Origin of the sequence: Microbacterium sp. NPDC087665, assembly GCF_044743285.1 — a bacterium.
Taxonomy (GTDB): Bacteria; Actinomycetota; Actinomycetes; order Actinomycetales; family Microbacteriaceae; genus Microbacterium.
This window is the reverse complement of sequence record NZ_JBIUWD010000003.1, coordinates 328,805-344,612: the sequence shown is the minus strand read 5'-3', so window position 1 is coordinate 344,612 and position 15,808 is coordinate 328,805. Positions and strand designations below refer to the sequence as shown.

General features: G+C 69.1%; 17 protein-coding genes. 7 read left to right on the top strand and 10 right to left on the bottom strand.

The genetic code is table 11. The features are described from left to right. Positions 1–107: 107 nt before the first annotated feature. Positions 108–2,114, top strand: a complete 2,007-nt coding sequence (locus ACIOSY_RS08395) for a helix-turn-helix domain-containing protein (RefSeq protein WP_400851959.1) — start codon at positions 108–110, stop codon at positions 2,112–2,114. A gap of 199 nt (positions 2,115–2,313) precedes the next feature. After that, entirely contained in the window at positions 2,314–3,936 is a 1,623-nt protein-coding gene (locus ACIOSY_RS08390; RefSeq protein WP_400851956.1) for a DUF222 domain-containing protein, read from the top strand. A 63-nt stretch (positions 3,937–3,999) separates the two neighbouring features. On the opposite strand, the gene ACIOSY_RS08385 is transcribed toward ACIOSY_RS08390, so the two are convergent. Then, the gene (locus tag ACIOSY_RS08385; RefSeq protein ID WP_400851953.1) at positions 4,000–4,374 is read right to left on the bottom strand and encodes a hypothetical protein; all 375 of its coding nucleotides are present in this window, start codon (positions 4,372–4,374) and stop codon (positions 4,000–4,002) included. Positions 4,375–4,530: 156 nt separating this feature from the next. Beyond that, positions 4,531–4,977, bottom strand: coding sequence for a MarR family winged helix-turn-helix transcriptional regulator (locus ACIOSY_RS08380; RefSeq protein WP_400851950.1), 447 nt, complete (start codon positions 4,975–4,977; stop codon positions 4,531–4,533). Positions 4,978–5,040: 63 nt separating this feature from the next. Here ACIOSY_RS08380 and ACIOSY_RS08375 point away from each other — a divergent pair, with 63 nt between their 5' ends. After that, positions 5,041–5,403: a VOC family protein gene (locus tag ACIOSY_RS08375; RefSeq protein WP_400851947.1), complete on the top strand. Its 363-nt coding sequence runs from the start codon at positions 5,041–5,043 to the stop codon at positions 5,401–5,403. A 50-nt stretch (positions 5,404–5,453) separates the two neighbouring features. Here the strand turns inward: ACIOSY_RS08375 and ACIOSY_RS08370 are convergent, their stop codons facing one another. The 7 genes from ACIOSY_RS08370 to solA are packed head-to-tail and all read right to left on the bottom strand — an operon-like array spanning position 5,454 to position 12,041. Continuing rightward, entirely contained in the window at positions 5,454–6,299 is an 846-nt protein-coding gene (locus ACIOSY_RS08370; protein WP_400851944.1) for an ATP-binding cassette domain-containing protein, read from the bottom strand. Next, a complete protein-coding gene (locus tag ACIOSY_RS08365; RefSeq protein ID WP_400851941.1) occupies positions 6,296–7,165 on the bottom strand; it encodes an ABC transporter ATP-binding protein in 870 nt (289 codons plus the stop codon). The genes ACIOSY_RS08370 and ACIOSY_RS08365 overlap by 4 nt, the downstream gene beginning before the upstream one ends. After that, a complete protein-coding gene (locus tag ACIOSY_RS08360; RefSeq protein WP_400851938.1) occupies positions 7,162–8,733 on the bottom strand; it encodes an ABC transporter substrate-binding protein in 1,572 nt (523 codons plus the stop codon). The genes ACIOSY_RS08365 and ACIOSY_RS08360 overlap by 4 nt, the downstream gene beginning before the upstream one ends. Next, on the bottom strand, positions 8,730–9,743 hold the full coding sequence (locus tag ACIOSY_RS08355; protein WP_400851935.1) for an ABC transporter permease: 1,014 nt from the start codon (positions 9,741–9,743) through the stop codon (positions 8,730–8,732). The genes ACIOSY_RS08360 and ACIOSY_RS08355 overlap by 4 nt, the downstream gene beginning before the upstream one ends. Then, positions 9,740–10,690, bottom strand: coding sequence for an ABC transporter permease (locus ACIOSY_RS08350; RefSeq protein ID WP_400851932.1), 951 nt, complete (start codon positions 10,688–10,690; stop codon positions 9,740–9,742). Before ACIOSY_RS08350 ends, ACIOSY_RS08355 begins: the two co-directional genes overlap by 4 nt. Then, complete coding sequence (locus tag ACIOSY_RS08345) at positions 10,691–10,864, bottom strand: hypothetical protein (protein ID WP_400851929.1); 174 nt, start codon at positions 10,862–10,864, stop codon at positions 10,691–10,693. A 16-nt stretch (positions 10,865–10,880) separates the two neighbouring features. Beyond that, positions 10,881–12,041: an N-methyl-L-tryptophan oxidase gene (gene solA, locus ACIOSY_RS08340; protein ID WP_400851926.1), complete on the bottom strand. Its 1,161-nt coding sequence runs from the start codon at positions 12,039–12,041 to the stop codon at positions 10,881–10,883. 272 nt (positions 12,042–12,313) lie between these two features. Between solA and ACIOSY_RS08335 the strand changes: the two genes are divergently transcribed. After that, entirely contained in the window at positions 12,314–12,520 is a 207-nt protein-coding gene (locus ACIOSY_RS08335) for a CsbD family protein (RefSeq protein WP_400851923.1), read from the top strand. A gap of 92 nt (positions 12,521–12,612) precedes the next feature. On the opposite strand, the gene ACIOSY_RS08330 is transcribed toward ACIOSY_RS08335, so the two are convergent. Next, positions 12,613–12,777 (bottom strand): hypothetical protein, encoded by a 165-nt coding sequence (locus ACIOSY_RS08330; protein ID WP_400851920.1) that lies wholly within the window; start codon positions 12,775–12,777, stop codon positions 12,613–12,615. Positions 12,778–12,902: 125 nt separating this feature from the next. Here ACIOSY_RS08330 and ACIOSY_RS08325 point away from each other — a divergent pair, with 125 nt between their 5' ends. The 3 genes from ACIOSY_RS08325 to ACIOSY_RS08315 are packed head-to-tail and all read left to right on the top strand — an operon-like array spanning position 12,903 to position 15,782. Further along, on the top strand, positions 12,903–13,169 hold the full coding sequence (locus tag ACIOSY_RS08325) for a Rho termination factor N-terminal domain-containing protein (RefSeq protein ID WP_400851917.1): 267 nt from the start codon (positions 12,903–12,905) through the stop codon (positions 13,167–13,169). Positions 13,170–13,178: 9 nt separating this feature from the next. Further along, positions 13,179–14,318 carry a YbdK family carboxylate-amine ligase gene (locus tag ACIOSY_RS08320; RefSeq protein ID WP_400851914.1) on the top strand — a complete coding sequence of 380 codons (1,140 nt, stop codon included), beginning with the start codon at positions 13,179–13,181 and terminating at the stop codon, positions 14,316–14,318. 48 nt (positions 14,319–14,366) lie between these two features. Further along, the gene (locus ACIOSY_RS08315; protein WP_400851911.1) at positions 14,367–15,782 is read left to right on the top strand and encodes an MFS transporter; all 1,416 of its coding nucleotides are present in this window, start codon (positions 14,367–14,369) and stop codon (positions 15,780–15,782) included. The last annotated feature ends 26 nt before the right edge of the window (positions 15,783–15,808 follow it).

Here is a 15,808-nt window from a genome sequence, read left to right as displayed (position 1 = left end):
GCGGATCACTCAGCGAACACGGCGCGGTGTATGCGATTGACACATCCGCCGGGTGGGGCACCGGACGTAGACTCACAGCGCGCCCCGAGTTGGTGGAGGATGCGCCCATGCTCGACACTGAGGTCAGCAGCATCCCCGGACCCCCGACCGCGGAAGGAGCGCCGATGAAGCGCAAAGCTCAGGCGATCGCCACCCTGCTCGACGCCGCCCACGACAGCGACCTCGTCGGCCCGACGGCCGTCAGCGACGCACTCACCGCGCTCGGAGCATCCGATCACGACGCCGGCGAGATCGCCGAGCGCGTGCACCGGTCGCAGCGCGAACTGTCGCGCCTGCGCCGCCGCGAGCACGAGCTGTCGGCACTGTTCTCCAGCGCGCGCGAGCTCGCCGAACTGCGCGACAGCGACGCCGTGCTCGCCCGCCTCGTGCAGCGCGCACACGAGATGATGGGCGTCGACCTCGCCTACCTGTCGGAGTTCGACCCCGACACCCGCGAGCTGCGCGTGCGCGAGACCAGCGGATCGGTGAGCGCCTCGTTCCAGACGCTGCGCGTGCCGCCCGGCCGGGGTCTCGCCAGCGTGGTCGTCGAGTCGCGCATGCCGCACTGGGTCGCGAACTACTCCGCCTACGCCATGGAGCGCCACGACTCCGGCATCGACGACGCCGTCTCGGCCGAGGGACTCGTGTCGCTGCTCGGCGTGCCCATGGTCACCTACGACGACGTGCTGGGCGTGCTGTTCGTCGCGAACCGCGAGGAGAAGAGCTTCTCCCCCGAGCAGGTCGCGCTGCTCACGGCCGTCGCCGACCACGCCTCGATCATCCTGCAGACCACGCAGACACTGCGCGACCTGCAGGAGTCCGAAGACGAGAGCCGCACCAACCTCGCCACCCTCACCGCCCACCTCGTCGAGCGCGACCGCGCCAACACGGTGCACCAGGAGTTGGTGCAGGCCGTGCTCGCCGGTGGCGGATTCGCCCCGGTCGCCGAGACCCTCGCCTCGGCCCTCGGCCGCGCCGTCGCCATCGTCGACGCGCAGGATCAGCTCATCGCCGCGGCCGGACTCCCCCTCGACCCCGCGATGCTCGCTCTCGCCGACCCGGTGCGCGAAGCCATCGCCGAGAGCCGCCGATCCGGGCACTGCGTCGCGGTTGCCGAAGGAGGGGTGCGCGCCGTCGCCGCCCTCACCGCGGGCAGCCGGCACTTCGGGGCGATGCTGCTCGGCGACGGAGCATTCGAGCTCGGCGCCGTCGACTTCCGCACCGTCGAGCGTGCCGCCCAGGTCGGGGCGCTGCTCGAGCTGCAGCAGGAAGCGGCATCCGGAGCCGACCTGCGCATCCGCAGCGAACTCATGGCCGACCTGCTCGACGATGTTCCCGAACGCCGTGCCGACGTCGAACGCCGCGCCCGCCGCCTCGGCGTCGACCTGCAGGTGCTCGACTCGTTGCTGCTGCTCTCGGTGCCCGGCGACCAGCAGACCGCCGCCGCCCGAGAGCTGAGTCGTCAGCTCGACGACCGCGCGCTCGTGGGCGAGTACCGCGGATTCGTGGTCGCCGCGTTCGCCGCCAGCCGCGGATCGGTCGACGTCGAACGGCTGCGCCGGCAGGTGACCTCGGCGATCCAGCATCCGGTGTCGGTGATCGTGCCGCGCCCGGCGTCCGGGGCGCTGCCCGAGGTGTTCCAGACCGCGATGCGCACGGCGCGGCTGATCACGGCTCTCGAACTGGTCGACGTCACCGCGCACGTCGACGACTTCCTCCCCTACTCGGCGATCCTCGACACGGATGTGCGGGCGCTCAGCGCATTCCTGCGCGACACGATCGGAGCGGTGCGGCAGTACGACGCGGAGCGCAACGCCGACCTGCTCGGCACGCTGCGGGCGTTCGTGCGCAACAACGCCAGCCCCACGCGCACGGCGCGGGCGCTCAACTTCCACACCAACACGATCCTGCAGCGCCTCGACCGGCTCGACCACGTGCTCGGGGCGTCGTGGCGCGACGACGAACGCATGTTCCGCATCGGCATCGCCGTGCGGCTCGACGAGCTGCGGGACCGGTTGCGGGTGGGGCGAGGGTGGGGCGCTCGGGTTGTGCGTGCGGGTGGGCGCTCTTCCTGAGGTGGCCTGTGAGGGCGGCCTTGTGGGGCGAGTCTGTTCGGGGCAGTTCGAGCGGGTCCGTTCGGTCGGGCCTGTTGGGGAAGCACTCTTTCTGCACGGGTGGGGGTCGTTTCGGGGTTGTCCACGGTTTGTGGGGATATCGTTTCTGATCTGGGGTTTGCGGATCGGAATGTCGGTGGTTGCGGGTTGACTTCGGGGTATGAAGAACGCCGCGGATGTGCTGGATCGGGTCGTCGCCGACCTCGATCTGCTGCTGTGCGCGGACGGGGTTTCCGCAGGACTTGTGGGGTTGTCGGATGCCGAGGCGATGCGGGTTCTTCGCGTCGCGGGTGAGGTGCAGCGGCGCGTCGATGCGGTGATCGTCGAGACGGTCGCGTCCGTCGATTCGCGTCCGGTCGGGGCGGGAGAGGTGACGTTCGCGGGAGGATTCGGATGCCGCACGATGAACGAACTCCTCCAACGCGTACTGCGCACCGATGCCGCCGGGGCCGCGCGAATCGTGAAGGCCGCGAAGATCGTGCACCGCGATGTGGAGCTGTCGTCCGGGACGCCGCTGCCTGCGCGGTGGCCCGCGCTGCGGGAAGCGATGCTGGGCGGGGCGATCGGGATCGCGGGGTTGTTGGCCGCGACGACGCCGATCGACCAGGCAGGACCCCGGGTCGGGGCAGCGGACCGGTGGGCGGCCGATGCGGAACTCGCCGGGTACGCACGCGGGCTGGCCGCGGTCGACGAGGCTGGCCCGGGTGGCGACGAGGCTGCACCCCCGGCGACACCGGACGACCTCCGCTTCCTCGCGCAGGCGATCGTCGCGTACCTCGACCCCGACGGCGCCGAGCCCGCCGAGGAGCGGGCGATGCGCGCCCGCGGGATCACACTCGGGCGTGCGAAAGACGGAGTCATCCCGATCCGCGGTGCGCTACTTCCCGAGGCGGCTGGGCAGCTGCAGCGCATTTGCGACGCGTACCTCAACCCCAAAGTCGACGGGCCACCGTTGCCCGGCGTGCACTTCGTGCCTTCTGATGGTCACGGCGATGGGCACCGTAGTGCGGTTGGCGACGCGCTCGATGCGCACCGTCAGGTCGTTGGCGATGCGCTCGATGCGCACCGTCACGTCGTTGGCGATGCGGGCGATGCGCATGATTCCGCGTCCCGCGCCGACCACGCGTTCCTCCCGAGCGGTGACCCCGGGCAGATGATCGATACGCGCACCCGCCCACAGAAACAACACGACGCCCTCGCCGCAGCCCTCAACATCGCCGCACGCCACGACGACATGCCCCGCCTCGGTGGCGCGGCCCCCACCCTCGTGATCTCGGTCACGGCGGAGGATTATGCGACCGGCCGTGGGTGGGCGCACGTAGAGGGAATCGACACACCCGTGCCGATCACCACCGCCCGGCACTCCGCCTGCGGTGGCAGCGTCCAGCGGGTGCTGTTCGACCCCGAGGGCAGGATCATCGGCATCGGCACCACCGACCGCATCTTCACCACACCCCAACGCCGCGCCATCGCCCTCCGCGACCGGGAGTGCCTCATCCCCGGGTGCCACGTTCCCGCCGCGTGGTGCGAGATACACCACGTCGAGGAGCACGCCCGCGGCGGACCCACCAGCACCGACAACGGTGTCGCCCTGTGTTGGCACCACCACCGCACCCTCGACACCTCCGGATGGGAGATCCGCATGCAGAACGGGATACCCCAAGTGCGTGGCCCCGCCTGGTGGGACCCCCACCGAAAATGGCGACAACCCCGACCGTCAGGTGAACGCCCGCCGCATCGTGATCGCGCACGAGCGCATGAAGGAGTGGAACTGCGGATCTGAGGATCTGAGGATCTGAGGATCTGAGGATCTGAGGATGACGAGACGAGACCGCAGGAAGGTGGCCTATGCCTCGCCTCGCGTTCCCGCGGGTGCCGATTGCGCGGTGCCAGTCCGCACTTCGGTCATCACGTCGATGCGGCCATCATCTCTCACACGCACGAAGGTCGCACATTCGAAGTGTTCGAGCCCGTTCTCACCGACGCCCGTGACATGCGACCGGCTGGCCGCCGCGCGCACGTCTCCGACGACTTCCTGCAACAGGAGACGATCGAATCCTGGATACTCCGCGTTCAGACGAATCCATTGGTCTCGATCGAAAATCTCCCCCGTATGCACGTAGCGACACTCGAACTCCGGGTGCAGAAACTGCACGAGGTCAGACCACCGGCGCTCGTCGATCGCGAGCATGAGGTTCGTAAGTACCGCTGGCGCATCCATTGGCTCATCGTACGGAGTCGTAAAGCGGCGAGGATCACACCGACGAGCCGCAGAGCAAGCAAGCAAGCAAGCAGGGCGACCGCGTTGCCTACATCCGCGACCGCTGAGACCTGCCGGCCCCGACCCGACGGCCCGCGCATCGCGCAGATGCCGCGGTCAGGTCGTGGTGAGAGCCATCACACAACTCCTCAGCAGATGGGTGAGCCTCTCGGCGTCGGCGTCGTCCATCCCCGACAGCATCCGCACCTCCACGGCGCGAACGGCGGCGCTGGCCGTCGCAAGCTGGCGACGCCCGGCGTCAGTGAGTTCGGCGGGCAGCGCCCGACCGCTGGCGGGCTGATCCGGCCGCGACACGAGCCCCTCGCGCTGCAACGCCTGCAACAGCACGTTCATGGACTGCCGCGTGACGAAGGTCCCGCGGGCGAGCTCCGAGTTCGAGAGTCCCGGCCGCTGCGCGAGCAACTCGAGACACGAGTAATGCGTGATCGTCATCCCGAGGGGGCGCAGCACATCCTCCATCGCCGACCTCAAGGCGCTCGACGCCATCTTCAGCAGGTATCCGGGCGAGGTCGCCAACTCGATTCCCGATGCGGCTTGACTCATGTCAGTAGTCTGACATACAGTTTCCGATGTCAGCTAACTGACACACAGATCTTGGAGGATCACATGACCGTCTCCGGCCCCGGCTTCATCTCCCTGCAGGTGCGCGACATCGACCGCGCGGCAGCGTTCTACGAGAAGCACCTCGGCTTCACCCGCCAGGCGGGCCCGCCGCACGCCGTCGTCTTCGACACGAAGCCGGCCGCCTTCGCCGTGCGCGGCCCGCTCCCCGGCGTCGACCTCGACGAGGCCCCGCTCGGACGCGGCATCGGCGTCTGGATGCACGCCCCTGAAGCCGAAACCGTCCACAGCGCACTGGTCGCCGACGGCGTGACCATCGCCGTCGACCCGGTCCAGGGCCCCTTCGGCTACACGTTCACCCTCGTCGACCCCGACGGATACCTCATCACGCTCCACGACCGCGCCTGAGTTCCCCGACCGCGCCTGAGCTCCCCGACCGCCTGAGAAAGAGCGCCAGCCTACGTGCGGTACAGCACCGGCATCGACTCGAGCAGCGTGCGCGTGTACGGATGCTCCGGCGCATTCATGACCTGCTCGCCGGTGCCCTCTTCCACGATCTTGCCGTTGTGCATCACCGCCACGCGATGCGCGATGTGGTGCACGACGGCGAGGTTGTGCGTGATGAAGAGGTACGTCACTCCGGTGCGCTCCTGCAGCCGCACGAGCAGATTCAGCACCTGCGCCTGAACCGACACGTCGAGCGCCGACGTGGGCTCGTCGAGCACGATGAACTCGGGGTCGGCCGCCATGGCCCGCGCGATCGCGATGCGCTGACGCTGTCCGCCCGAGAATTCATGGGGGTAGCGGTTCACGGCATCCGCGGGAATGCCGACCTGCTCGAGAGACTCGAACACGCGCATCCGCCGATCCGTCGCCGACATCCCGGCGGCGACCAGCGGCTCCGCCACCGACCGCCCGATCGCGAATCGCGGATCGAGCGAGTCGTTCGGGTCCTGGAAGACCATCTGCACCCGCCGACGATGCCGCCGCAGCGCGGACCCGCGCAACCCGGTCACGTCGCCGCCGTCGAACTCGATGCTGCCCGCCGTCGGCTTGCGCATGAGCAGGATGGCGCGAGCCAGCGTGCTCTTGCCCGACCCCGACTCGCCCACGAGTCCCAGCGTCTCGCCGCGACGCACGTTCAGACTCACGTCGTCGAGCGCCACCATCGCATTGTCGCCATGACCGAAGCGCTGCGTGAGGTTCGTCACGCGCAGCACGTCATCGCCCGACCGACCGGATCCGTCGACACCAGAACCGTCGACACCAGAACCGTCCACTCCAGAACCTGCGACACCGCTCACGAGGCCTCCTCCAGAACTGCCGGAACACGGTCGAAGTCGTTGTCGGCCGGAATGACCGCCAGCGCCGAGCGCGCCGGAACAGACGGTCGAGGGATGCTCTCGAGCAGCGCTCGCGTGTACGGATGCTGCGGATTCTCGAGCACCCGCTGCGTCGTCCCCGACTCGACGATGCGGCCGCGGTACATCACCGCGATGCGTTCGCAGAGCTGACCGATGACACCGAGGTCGTGGCTGATGAACAGCACCCCCATGCCGGTCTCGTCACGCAGCGTGCGGATCAGATCGAGGATCTGCGCCTGCACGGTGACATCGAGTGCCGTGGTGGGCTCGTCGGCCACCAGCAGCGTCGGATCGGCGGCGACGGCGATCGCGATGACCACGCGCTGCCGCTGCCCGCCCGAGAGCTGATGGGGGTAGTACTTCATGCGGCGCTCGGGATCGGGCATCCGCACGAGTTTCAAGATGTCGAGGGCCTTGGCCTGCGCCGCCTTCTTGTCGGCGAGGCCGTGGATGAGCAGCACCTCGGCGATCTGCGCACCGATCCGCATGCACGGATTCAGTGCCGACATCGGCTCCTGGAACACCATCGAGGCGCGCACGCCCCGCACGGTTCCCCAGTCGCGCTCCGAAGCATCCTTCATCTCGGATCCCGCGACGGTCATCGCCTGCGCGGTGACCGTCGCGGAGTCGGGCAGCAGCCCCATCATCGCCAGGGCGATGCTGGACTTACCGCTGCCCGACTCACCGATGACGCCGACGATCTCCCCCGCGCGCACGCGGAGCGACACCTCGGACACCGAGGGTGCGGCACCCCCGTAGGCGATGGACAGGTCTTCGACCCGGAGAGCGTCGACGTCGGTGCTCATTCGGTCAACCAGGCCGAGTCGAGCTTGTAACGGGAGTAGAACGCGTCGCTCTCGTAACCGTGCAGCTTGTTCGAGTCCCAGACTTCGAAGTACACCGGCACCGCGGCGGGCACGACCTCGAGAACCTGCGAGGCGGCTTCCTCGGCCAGCTGACCGATGAGCTCGTTGTACTCCTCGGGCGACGGAGCGGCCAGAGCCTGGTTCAGCAGGTCACGGGCCTTGTCGGCGTCGGGGTTGCCGTCCCAGTGGTTGTAGACGCCACCCTCGAGCAGCACGGGCTGCATGTAGAACGCGGCGGATGCACGCGGGCTGCCGGGGATGGCGACCAGGTCGGTCCACGACTCACCGGTGGTGAAGATCGGGGCGATCTCCGACAGCGGCGTCGCCTCGAGGTTCAGCGTGATGCCGGCCTCGGCCAGCTGCTGCTGCATCATCTCGTAGACCGGGTGGTGCGACTGCGCCACGTCACCCATGTAGCTGAGCGTGATCTCGGGGTTGGGCTGACCGGCCTCGGCGAGGAGCTTCTTGGCCTCGTCGACGTCGCGCGTGTAGTACGGCAGGTCGGCGGCGTCGGGCGAACCCGGGTCACCGGCCGGCGGCACGAACGAGATACCGGCGTTTCCGAGCATCGCGGTGTCGACGAGCGCCTGGCGGTCGAGCGCGAGCGAGAACGCACGACGCACGTTGACGTCTGCCAGCGGGCCCGTCTCCGGGTTGATGTAGATCGCGAGGTTCTGACGGAAGGGCGGGTCACCGAGGGTGAATCCGGCCGACTCGGCCTGGCCAGCGAGGCTGCCGTCGATGAACGACGCGGCCTGCACGCTGCCCTGCTGCACGGCGGCGAGCAGGGTGCTCTCGTCGGGGTACAGCTCGAAGACGATCGAGTCGAGGTTCGGCGCCTCGCCCCAGTACTTGTCGTTCTTGTCCATCGTGACGCTGACGCCCTGCGACCACTCGGTCACCTGGAAGGCACCGGTGCCGAACGTCTGCGTCTGACGCTCCTCTTCGGAGGCGGCGCCGTAGCCCTCCTCGCTGACGATGAAGAAGGTCTGACGCGCCGAGACGGCGTCGAGGAACGTGCCGTCGGGCTGGCTGAAGTGGAACGTGACCTCGTGGTCTCCCGTGGCCTCGACGCTCTCCATGTTGGCGAGGTAGGTGGCGTTCGTGCCGCCGTCCTTGCGCGTCTCGAACGAGTAGACGACGTCGGAGGCGTCGAAGGGGCTGCCGTCGGCGAATTCGACGTCGTCGCGCAGCTCGAAGACCCAGGTGAGCTCGTCGGTCTGCGTCCACTCGGTGGCGAGCGCCGGGTTCACGGTGCCGTCATTCTCGCGGGTGAGCAGCGTGTCGTAGGCGATCGAGTCGATGATCTCCGCTGCGATCGCGGAGGCGACCATCGGGTCGATGCCACCGGCGGAGGGTTCGGCGGGAACACCCCAGGTCAGGGTGCCACCGGCGACGGGTTCGCCCTCGGCGACGTCGCTCGGGGTATCGCCTCCGGTGGAGCATCCGGTGAGCGCCAGGGCGCCGGCGACGATGACCGCCGCGCCCATAAGAATTGGCTTCTTCATAGCTGACTCTCTTCTGTGTGGATAGTGCCTCGGGTAGTGACGTTCGTGTCTGATTGCAGTGCTGTCTTCGGTGCTGAGTTCTTCGGTGCTGAGTTCTTCGGTGCGTTCTTCGCCGCGCGATCGGCAGGGCGCCGACCGAGCGAGAAGGCGGGTTCCCGCCGCGGGGCGAGCCAGTCCTGCAGGCCGTCGGCGAGGAGGTTCCACGCGGCGGAGAGCAGGATGATGACCAGCGACGGCAGGATGATCAGGAGGGGCTGGATCTGCATGAAGCGGGTGAACTCGCTGATCATGCGACCGGCCGAGGGCTCGGGGGCCTGCACGCCCTGGCCGAGGTAGCTGAGCGCCGCCTCGATCAGCACGATCTGCGAGGCCACCGAGGCGAACTGCACGAACAGCGGGGTGAGCACGTTCGGCAGCAGGTGCTCCACGACGATGCGGCTGCCCCGCACGCCCGAGAGGCGGGCGGCGAGCACGAAATCGCGGTCGCGCATCGCGATCACCGGCGCCCGCATGACCCGGGCGAATCCGGGGGCGAAGACGAGACCGAGCGCCAGGATCAGCGGGCCTGCGCCGTTGCCGATCACGACGCCGACGACGAGGGCGACGAGGATCGCGGGGAGCGCCAGCAGGGCGTCGACGATGCGCATGATGACGGCATCCACCCATCCGCCCACGTATCCGGCGATGAGGCCGAGCGTGGTTCCGACCACGGCGCCGAGCAGGGCGCCGGCTCCCGAGATCAGCAGGCTGGTGCGGGCGGCGAGCGCGAGGCGCGTGAACGTGTCACGACCGAGGTTGTCGGTGCCGAGCCAGTTCTGGGCCGTCGGCCCCGACATGGGCGGTCCGGCCGTGGCCAGCGGATCGTACGGCGGCCACAGGCTCATCCACCCGGCGAGCAGGAGGATGCCGGCGAGGATGCCGGCTCCGGCCCAGAACGAGGGGCCGAGCTTCGGGCGCCGACGACGGGTGCCGGCCGTGGCGGCCAGGGCGAGTTCGCGGGTGACAGTCATCGCGTGTGTACCCTCACTCGGGGGTCGATCAGCGGATAGATCAGATCGACGATGAAGTTGATGGCGACGTAGACGGCACCGATCAGCAGGACGGTCGCCTGGATGATCGGATAGTCGGAACTGCGGATGCCGGTGAGCAGCAGCTGCCCCATGCCGGGGAGCGAGAACACCTGCTCGATCACGACGGTGCCGCCGACGAGAGCGGCGAGCTCGATGCCCACCACCGTCGTGACGGGGATGAGCGCGTTGCGCAGCGCATGCCGCCCGACGAGACGCGAGGGCGAGGCGCCCTTGGCGCGGGCGGTGCGCACGAAGTCCTGACCGAGCGTGTCGAGCAGCGTGCCCCGCGTGTAGCGGGCGATGATCGCCGCGAGCACGACGCCGATGAGCAGCGAGGGCAGGATGAGCACGCCGATGGCGCGGAGCGGGTTGCCCGCTGCCCCCGCATATCCGACGAGCGGGAGCTTGAGGGTGAGGGAGTTCACCAGGATCAGCACCGCACCGAGCACGAAGGGCGGGGTGGCGAGCAGCACGAACGAGGTGCCGCGCACGATGTGGTCGCTCGGTCGACGCCAGCGGGTCGCGGCGAGCACACCGGCGGGGAGGCCCAGCACGACGCCGAAGATCGTCGCCATGACCGCGAGCGAGAGGCTCAGGGGCAGGCGCGTCGCGATCATGTTCGACACCTGACCGGGAACCGTGATCGCCGCGCCGAAGTCGCCGCGGAGCACGCCTCCGAGCCACACGAAGTACTGCGTGATCGCCGGCTGGTCGAGGCCCAGCTTGTGGCGCAGGGCTTCGAGCGCCACGGGGTCGGGGTTGGCCGGATCGGCGAAGGCCGCGAGCGGGTCACCGGGAATGATGCGGACCATCGAGAAGACGATGACCGAGAGGACGAAGAGGACGAAGAGCGAGGAGAGCACCCTCGTGAGGATGTAGCGCGCCATTCAGCAGCTCGTCTTCGATGACATAGGGGTCACGGTACCCACGCGGCGCGCGACCGATAACGGTGCTTCGACCCAGGGAATCGGGTGCGTCATGGGTGGAACCTCCATGTCGAGCGGGATGTCGAGCGGGATGTCGAGCGGGATCATGTCGAGCGAGATGCCGAGCGGGATCATGCGTGCGGGGCTCGGGTCAGTGCGTCGGGATGGGCCCGGCGCCCACGAGGGGCTCGTCGCGCGAGCCGGGTACGGCGAACGATGCGATGTCGTCGGTCGTCTCGCCGTCGAGCGCGAGCTCGGCGAGGATGCGGCCGAACGCGGGGGTGAACTTGAAGCCGTGGCCGGCCGAGAGCGCCACGATCACGTCAGGATGCTCCGGCAGGGGTCCGAGCACGAAGCGGCGGTCGGGCGTGAGCGCGTACTGGCAGGTCACGGTGCGCAGCTCGGGTCCGGCGCCCGGCAGCAGACCGTTCACGAACTCGCCGAGCTCGTCGGCGAGCTTGCGCGAGGGCACGAACGTGCGGTTCTCGGGGGTCATCCGGTTCTCGGAGACGTCGCGCGCGGCCTTGACCGTCGGTTCGCCGAAGGTCGGGAAGCCGTAGTAGCACTCGTCGTCCTCCCAGATCCACACCGGCAGGGTGTCGGTGCCCAGCGGGGCGGGGTCCTCGGGGTGGAAGTAGGTGACCTGCTCCTGCATGATGTCGAGCGGGATCGCCGCGCCGAGCGGCTCGAGGAGCGTGTTGGCCCAGGCATCCGCCGCCAGCACGACCTTCTTCGCCCGCACGTCGCCGTTCGCGGTGCGCACGATCACGGCGTCGCCATCGGGGATCAGCGCCTCGACGGCGGTGCGGTCGCGGATGTCGGCGCCCAGGGCGCGGGCACGCAGCTGCAGCGTCGCGACGGTGCGCGAGGCGTGCGCGATGCCGGAGTCGGGCGTGTAGACGGTCTCGACGTTCTCGGGCAGGCGGAACTGCGGCCAGCGGGCGTGCACCTCGGCGGGGGTGAGCAGTTCGTGGGGCACGTCGCACTCGGTGAGCGCGGCGGTGAAGTCGGAGGCCGAGTACGGACCGTCGGTGGGGATGAAGATGACGCCGCCGGTGATGGTCAGCAGGCGCTCGCCGGACTCCTGCTCGAGGTCGGCCCAGTCGCGGTAGGCGGACTGCGCGAGGCGCACATATTCGGGGGCGCCGTAGGAGGTGCGCACGATGCGGGAGGTGTCGTGCGAGGCGCCGCGCACGTGGCCGAGCTCGTACTGCTCGAAGGCCACGACGTTCGCTCCGCGCCGGGCCAGGTGGTACGCGGCAGCACTGCCCAACGCGCCCATTCCGACCACTGCCACCTCGAAGTTCTCCATGACCACCCGATCTGTCGTGTTGTGTGCGATAGCTCAGTGTGGACAGCGCGGACGAGGCACGACCATGTGTCATCGGTCCATGCCGGGACGACATGAATGTGCGGTGCGCACGGCGGGTCGTTCGGCCGAGGGGCGCGGACGTCGGGTTCGGACCGGCGATGGCCGGCCCGGGAGATGCCACGTTCGGGGGCGGTTGTCAATCCCGTGGCCGTACCCCGCGCGCGGTGGGATGGTGGCATCCTCATCGACCCCCAGACGAGAGGAATGACGCTATGAGCGCCGCAGATATCAACAACTCCGCCGAGAAGGCGACCGGGAAGGTCAAGGAAGGCCTGGGCAAGGCCACGGACAACGAAGAGCTCGAAGCAGAGGGCCAGTCCGACCAGGTCAAGGCCTCCGCCAAGCAGGCGGGCGAGAACGTGAAGGATGCCGCCCAGAAGGCCGGCGAGAGCATCAAGGATGCGTTCGGCAAGAACTGATCCGTCGGGAAGCTGACGCTTTCGGGCGCGGTTCCCGCACACAGAGAAGGCCCGCCACTCGGGCGGGCCTTCTCTGTATCTCAGCTACTGGATCAGCTGCGGCGGCTGCCGGTGATCGATCGGATCAACCAGGCGATCACGGCGATCGCGAGCAGGACGAGTCCCACCCAGAGCAGGAACTGCAACGAGTTAACGAGTCCACCGGTGATCGCGAGGATCACGGCGATGACGATGACGATGATGAGGAGGATGTTCATCCGTCTTCCCTTCTGTTCGGGGCTGGGGCGCCCCATTGTCGGTATACCCAACGTAGCGAACAGGGCGTTTGCACCGGAGGGGGTTGACGCGGACACCTCCGTGATGCCATGGCGAGGAGAGAATCATGCCCGGAAGAGCTAATAATTCGCTGAAAGATCCCGCGCTCTACGAGAAGCTGCGAGACGACGGCGCCTCGAAGGAGAAGGCCGCCCGCATCTCGAACGCCGCGGCCAGAGAAGGACGCAGCGCTGTCGGACGCCGGGGCGGAGAGCACGGCGACTACGAGGACTGGACCGTCGCCGAGCTGCGCGCCCGCGCGAAGGAACTCGGACTCACCGGCTACAGCGGCAAGCGCAAAGCCGACCTCATCTCCCTGTTGCGAAACCACTAGGCGACGACGGTGGCGCGCATCGGGATCGAGGAGGAGTTCGTTCTGCTCGACGAGGACACCCTGGTTCCGCTCGCGATGAGTGCAGAGACCGTCTCACGCATCACCGCGCCGCACAGCATCGGTCAGGTGATGCCCGAGTTCCTCACGTGCCAGCTCGAGTGCGCGACCGGTCCGGTCGACACGAGAGCGGATGCCGCCGCCCAACTGCACGATCTGCGGGCCTCTCTCGGCGCGCATGCCGCTCCGCTGCACGCCGTGGTCGCGTCGACGGGCACGCCGCTGGCCACCACCCGCTCCCTCGCCGTCTCGTCGTCTGCGCACTACGACGCCGTCGCCGCGCAGCTCGCGCACATCACCCGCGGGCACGTCGTGAACGGCCTGCACGTGCACGTCGAGGTTCCCGACGCCGAAGAGCGGGTGCGCGCGCTCAACCGGGTGCGCGGCTGGCTTCCCGCCCTCCTCGCCCTCTCGGGCAACAGCCCGTTCGCCGAGGGGCTGCCCTCGGGCTTCGCGAGCTGGCGGAGCATCCTGATCCGGCGTCTGCCCGCCTCGTGGACCCCGCCGCACTTCCACGACCTCGACGACTACCGCGCGCAGGTGGAGCAGCTGATCGCGGTCGGCGCGATCACCGACCCCTCGTCGCTGTCGTGGGGCGTGCGCATCTCGGAGCGCTTCCCGACGGTCGAGGTGCGCATCTGCGATGCGCAGCTCGACGTCGACGACATCCTTCTGCTGGCCGCGCTCGTGCGCGCGGCGGTACTCGGCGACGGGCTCGGGGTCGCGGACGGGGTCGACTCACGCAGTGCCGGTGCGAGCACTGTCGACGCGATCGACGCCTCGCTGTGGACGGCCGCTCGACGCGGGATGGACGCTCGGCTCCTCGACCCCACGACGGGAGAGGTGGCGGATGCCTGGGCCGTCGTCGCGCGGCTGCTCGACGTCGCGGGACCGGTGCTGCAACAGCACGGCGACGCGGAGTTCGTGGCCGATCGTCTCGCACGCATCCGGGCCGAGGGCACCGGGGCGCAGCGGCAGGAGCGCGCCTACGCGCAGCACGGCCTGCCGGGTCTGAGCGCGCTGTATCGCACGAGCACGGATCCGGCGGCGGTGGCTGCGGCGGTGGCCCCGGAGACCGACGCTCTCGCCTGAGTTCCGGCATCCGACCCGCGCGTCCGTGGCCGGGAGTAATGTCAGCCTGTGCCCCGTTTCGCCCCGCTCCAACGCCTCGTCATCACCATCGCGGTGCTCGCGTCGTTCGTCACGTTCCTCGACGGCACCGTGGTCAACGTGGCGCTGCCCGCGATCAGCCGCGAACTCGGCGGGGGCATCACCACGCAGCAGTGGGTCGTCGACGCCTACCTGATCACGCTGAGCGCGCTGATCCTGCTGGCCGGATCGGTGTCCGACGCTTACGGCCGTGTGCTCGTGATGCGCGTGGGACTCATCGCCTTCGGCATCGCGTCGATCGCCGTGGCGGCGGCGCCCGACCCCCTCGTGCTCATCATCGCCCGCGCCGCGCAGGGAGCCGCCGGAGCGCTGCTCGTGCCCAGTTCGCTCGCGCTCATCACCGCGACCATGCGCTCCGACGTGCAGTCGCGGGCGATCGGCGTGTGGACGGCCTTCACCACGGCCGCCCAGCTGGTCGGGCCCCTTCTCGGCGGTCTGTTCGTCGACTACCTGTCGTGGCGGTTCGTGTTCCTCATCAACGTCTTCCCGATCGCGGTGACGCTCATCCTGCTGGCGCGGCTGCGTCTGCCCGAGCATCCGAGCGGCCGCCGTGTCGACTGGTTCAGCGGGGCGCTGTGCGCGATCGGCCTCGGCGCCGTCGTCTTCGCCCTCATCGAGCAGCCGAACCTCGGCTGGGCATCGCCCGCCATCTGGATCCCCGGCATCGCGGGGGCCGCACTGTTCGTGTTCTTCCTGCTGCGGCAGCGCACCTCACCCGCACCCCTCATGCCGCTGTCGCTGTTCCGGGCGCGCGACTTCGCCTGGGGCAACCTGGCCACCCTCTTCGTCTACGCCGCGCTCTCGCTCAACGGCTTCGTCGTGGGCGTGTACCTGCAGCAGGGCGCCGGACTCACCGCCACAGCGGCCGGGCTCGCGAGCCTGCCGATGACGATCCTCATGATCCTGGTCAGCTCCCGCGCGGGTGCCTGGGCCGGCAAGTGGGGTCCCCGCATCTTCATGACGATCGGGCCCGCGATCATGGCGGGCGGTGCGCTCATGCTGCTGTCGGTGGGCGAGAACTTCGACTACTGGTGGCAGGTGCTGCCGGCGATGATCGTGATGGGCCTCGGCCTCTCGCTCACGGTCGCCCCGCTGACCGCGGCGATCCTCGGTGCGATCGACCAGGAGCACTCCGGCATCGCCTCGGCCGTCAACAACGCGGTCGCTCGCGTGGCCGGGCTACTGGTCGTCGCGATGCTGTCGACGATCGTCGGCGGCGCACTCGACCTCGACGGATTCCACAGCGCGGCCTGGGTCACTGCGGCGCTCCTGGTGCTCGGTGCGGTCGTGTCGTGGATCGGCATCCGCCGCAACCCGGTCGAGGTCGAAGACGGCGTCGCTCCCGAAGCCGCAGCTCCGGCGCCCGACGCTCCCCCCGCCGCCTGAGAATCCCGCGGGCTAGGAATCCTGCG

Excerpts from the sequence above, each read along its gene's own strand:
- ACIOSY_RS08355 (WP_400851935.1), bottom strand. The coding sequence starts at position 9,743 with ATGACTGTCACCCGCGAACTCGCCCTGGCCGCCACGGCCGGCACCCGT.
- ACIOSY_RS08395 (WP_400851959.1), top strand. The coding sequence starts at position 108 with ATGCTCGACACTGAGGTCAGCAGCATCCCCGGACCCCCGACCGCGGAA.
- ACIOSY_RS08375 (WP_400851947.1), top strand. The coding sequence starts at position 5,041 with ATGACCGTCTCCGGCCCCGGCTTCATCTCCCTGCAGGTGCGCGACATC.
- ACIOSY_RS08335 (WP_400851923.1), top strand. The coding sequence starts at position 12,314 with ATGAGCGCCGCAGATATCAACAACTCCGCCGAGAAGGCGACCGGGAAG.
- ACIOSY_RS08325 (WP_400851917.1), top strand. The coding sequence starts at position 12,903 with ATGCCCGGAAGAGCTAATAATTCGCTGAAAGATCCCGCGCTCTACGAG.
- ACIOSY_RS08380 (WP_400851950.1), bottom strand. The coding sequence starts at position 4,977 with ATGAGTCAAGCCGCATCGGGAATCGAGTTGGCGACCTCGCCCGGATAC.
- ACIOSY_RS08330 (WP_400851920.1), bottom strand. The coding sequence starts at position 12,777 with ATGAACATCCTCCTCATCATCGTCATCGTCATCGCCGTGATCCTCGCG.
- ACIOSY_RS08360 (WP_400851938.1), bottom strand. The coding sequence starts at position 8,733 with ATGAAGAAGCCAATTCTTATGGGCGCGGCGGTCATCGTCGCCGGCGCC.
- ACIOSY_RS08390 (WP_400851956.1), top strand. The coding sequence starts at position 2,314 with ATGAAGAACGCCGCGGATGTGCTGGATCGGGTCGTCGCCGACCTCGAT.
- solA (WP_400851926.1), bottom strand. The coding sequence starts at position 12,041 with ATGGAGAACTTCGAGGTGGCAGTGGTCGGAATGGGCGCGTTGGGCAGT.
- ACIOSY_RS08345 (WP_400851929.1), bottom strand. The coding sequence starts at position 10,864 with ATGATCCCGCTCGGCATCTCGCTCGACATGATCCCGCTCGACATCCCG.
- ACIOSY_RS08365 (WP_400851941.1), bottom strand. The coding sequence starts at position 7,165 with ATGAGCACCGACGTCGACGCTCTCCGGGTCGAAGACCTGTCCATCGCC.
- ACIOSY_RS08385 (WP_400851953.1), bottom strand. The coding sequence starts at position 4,374 with ATGGATGCGCCAGCGGTACTTACGAACCTCATGCTCGCGATCGACGAG.
- ACIOSY_RS08350 (WP_400851932.1), bottom strand. The coding sequence starts at position 10,690 with ATGGCGCGCTACATCCTCACGAGGGTGCTCTCCTCGCTCTTCGTCCTC.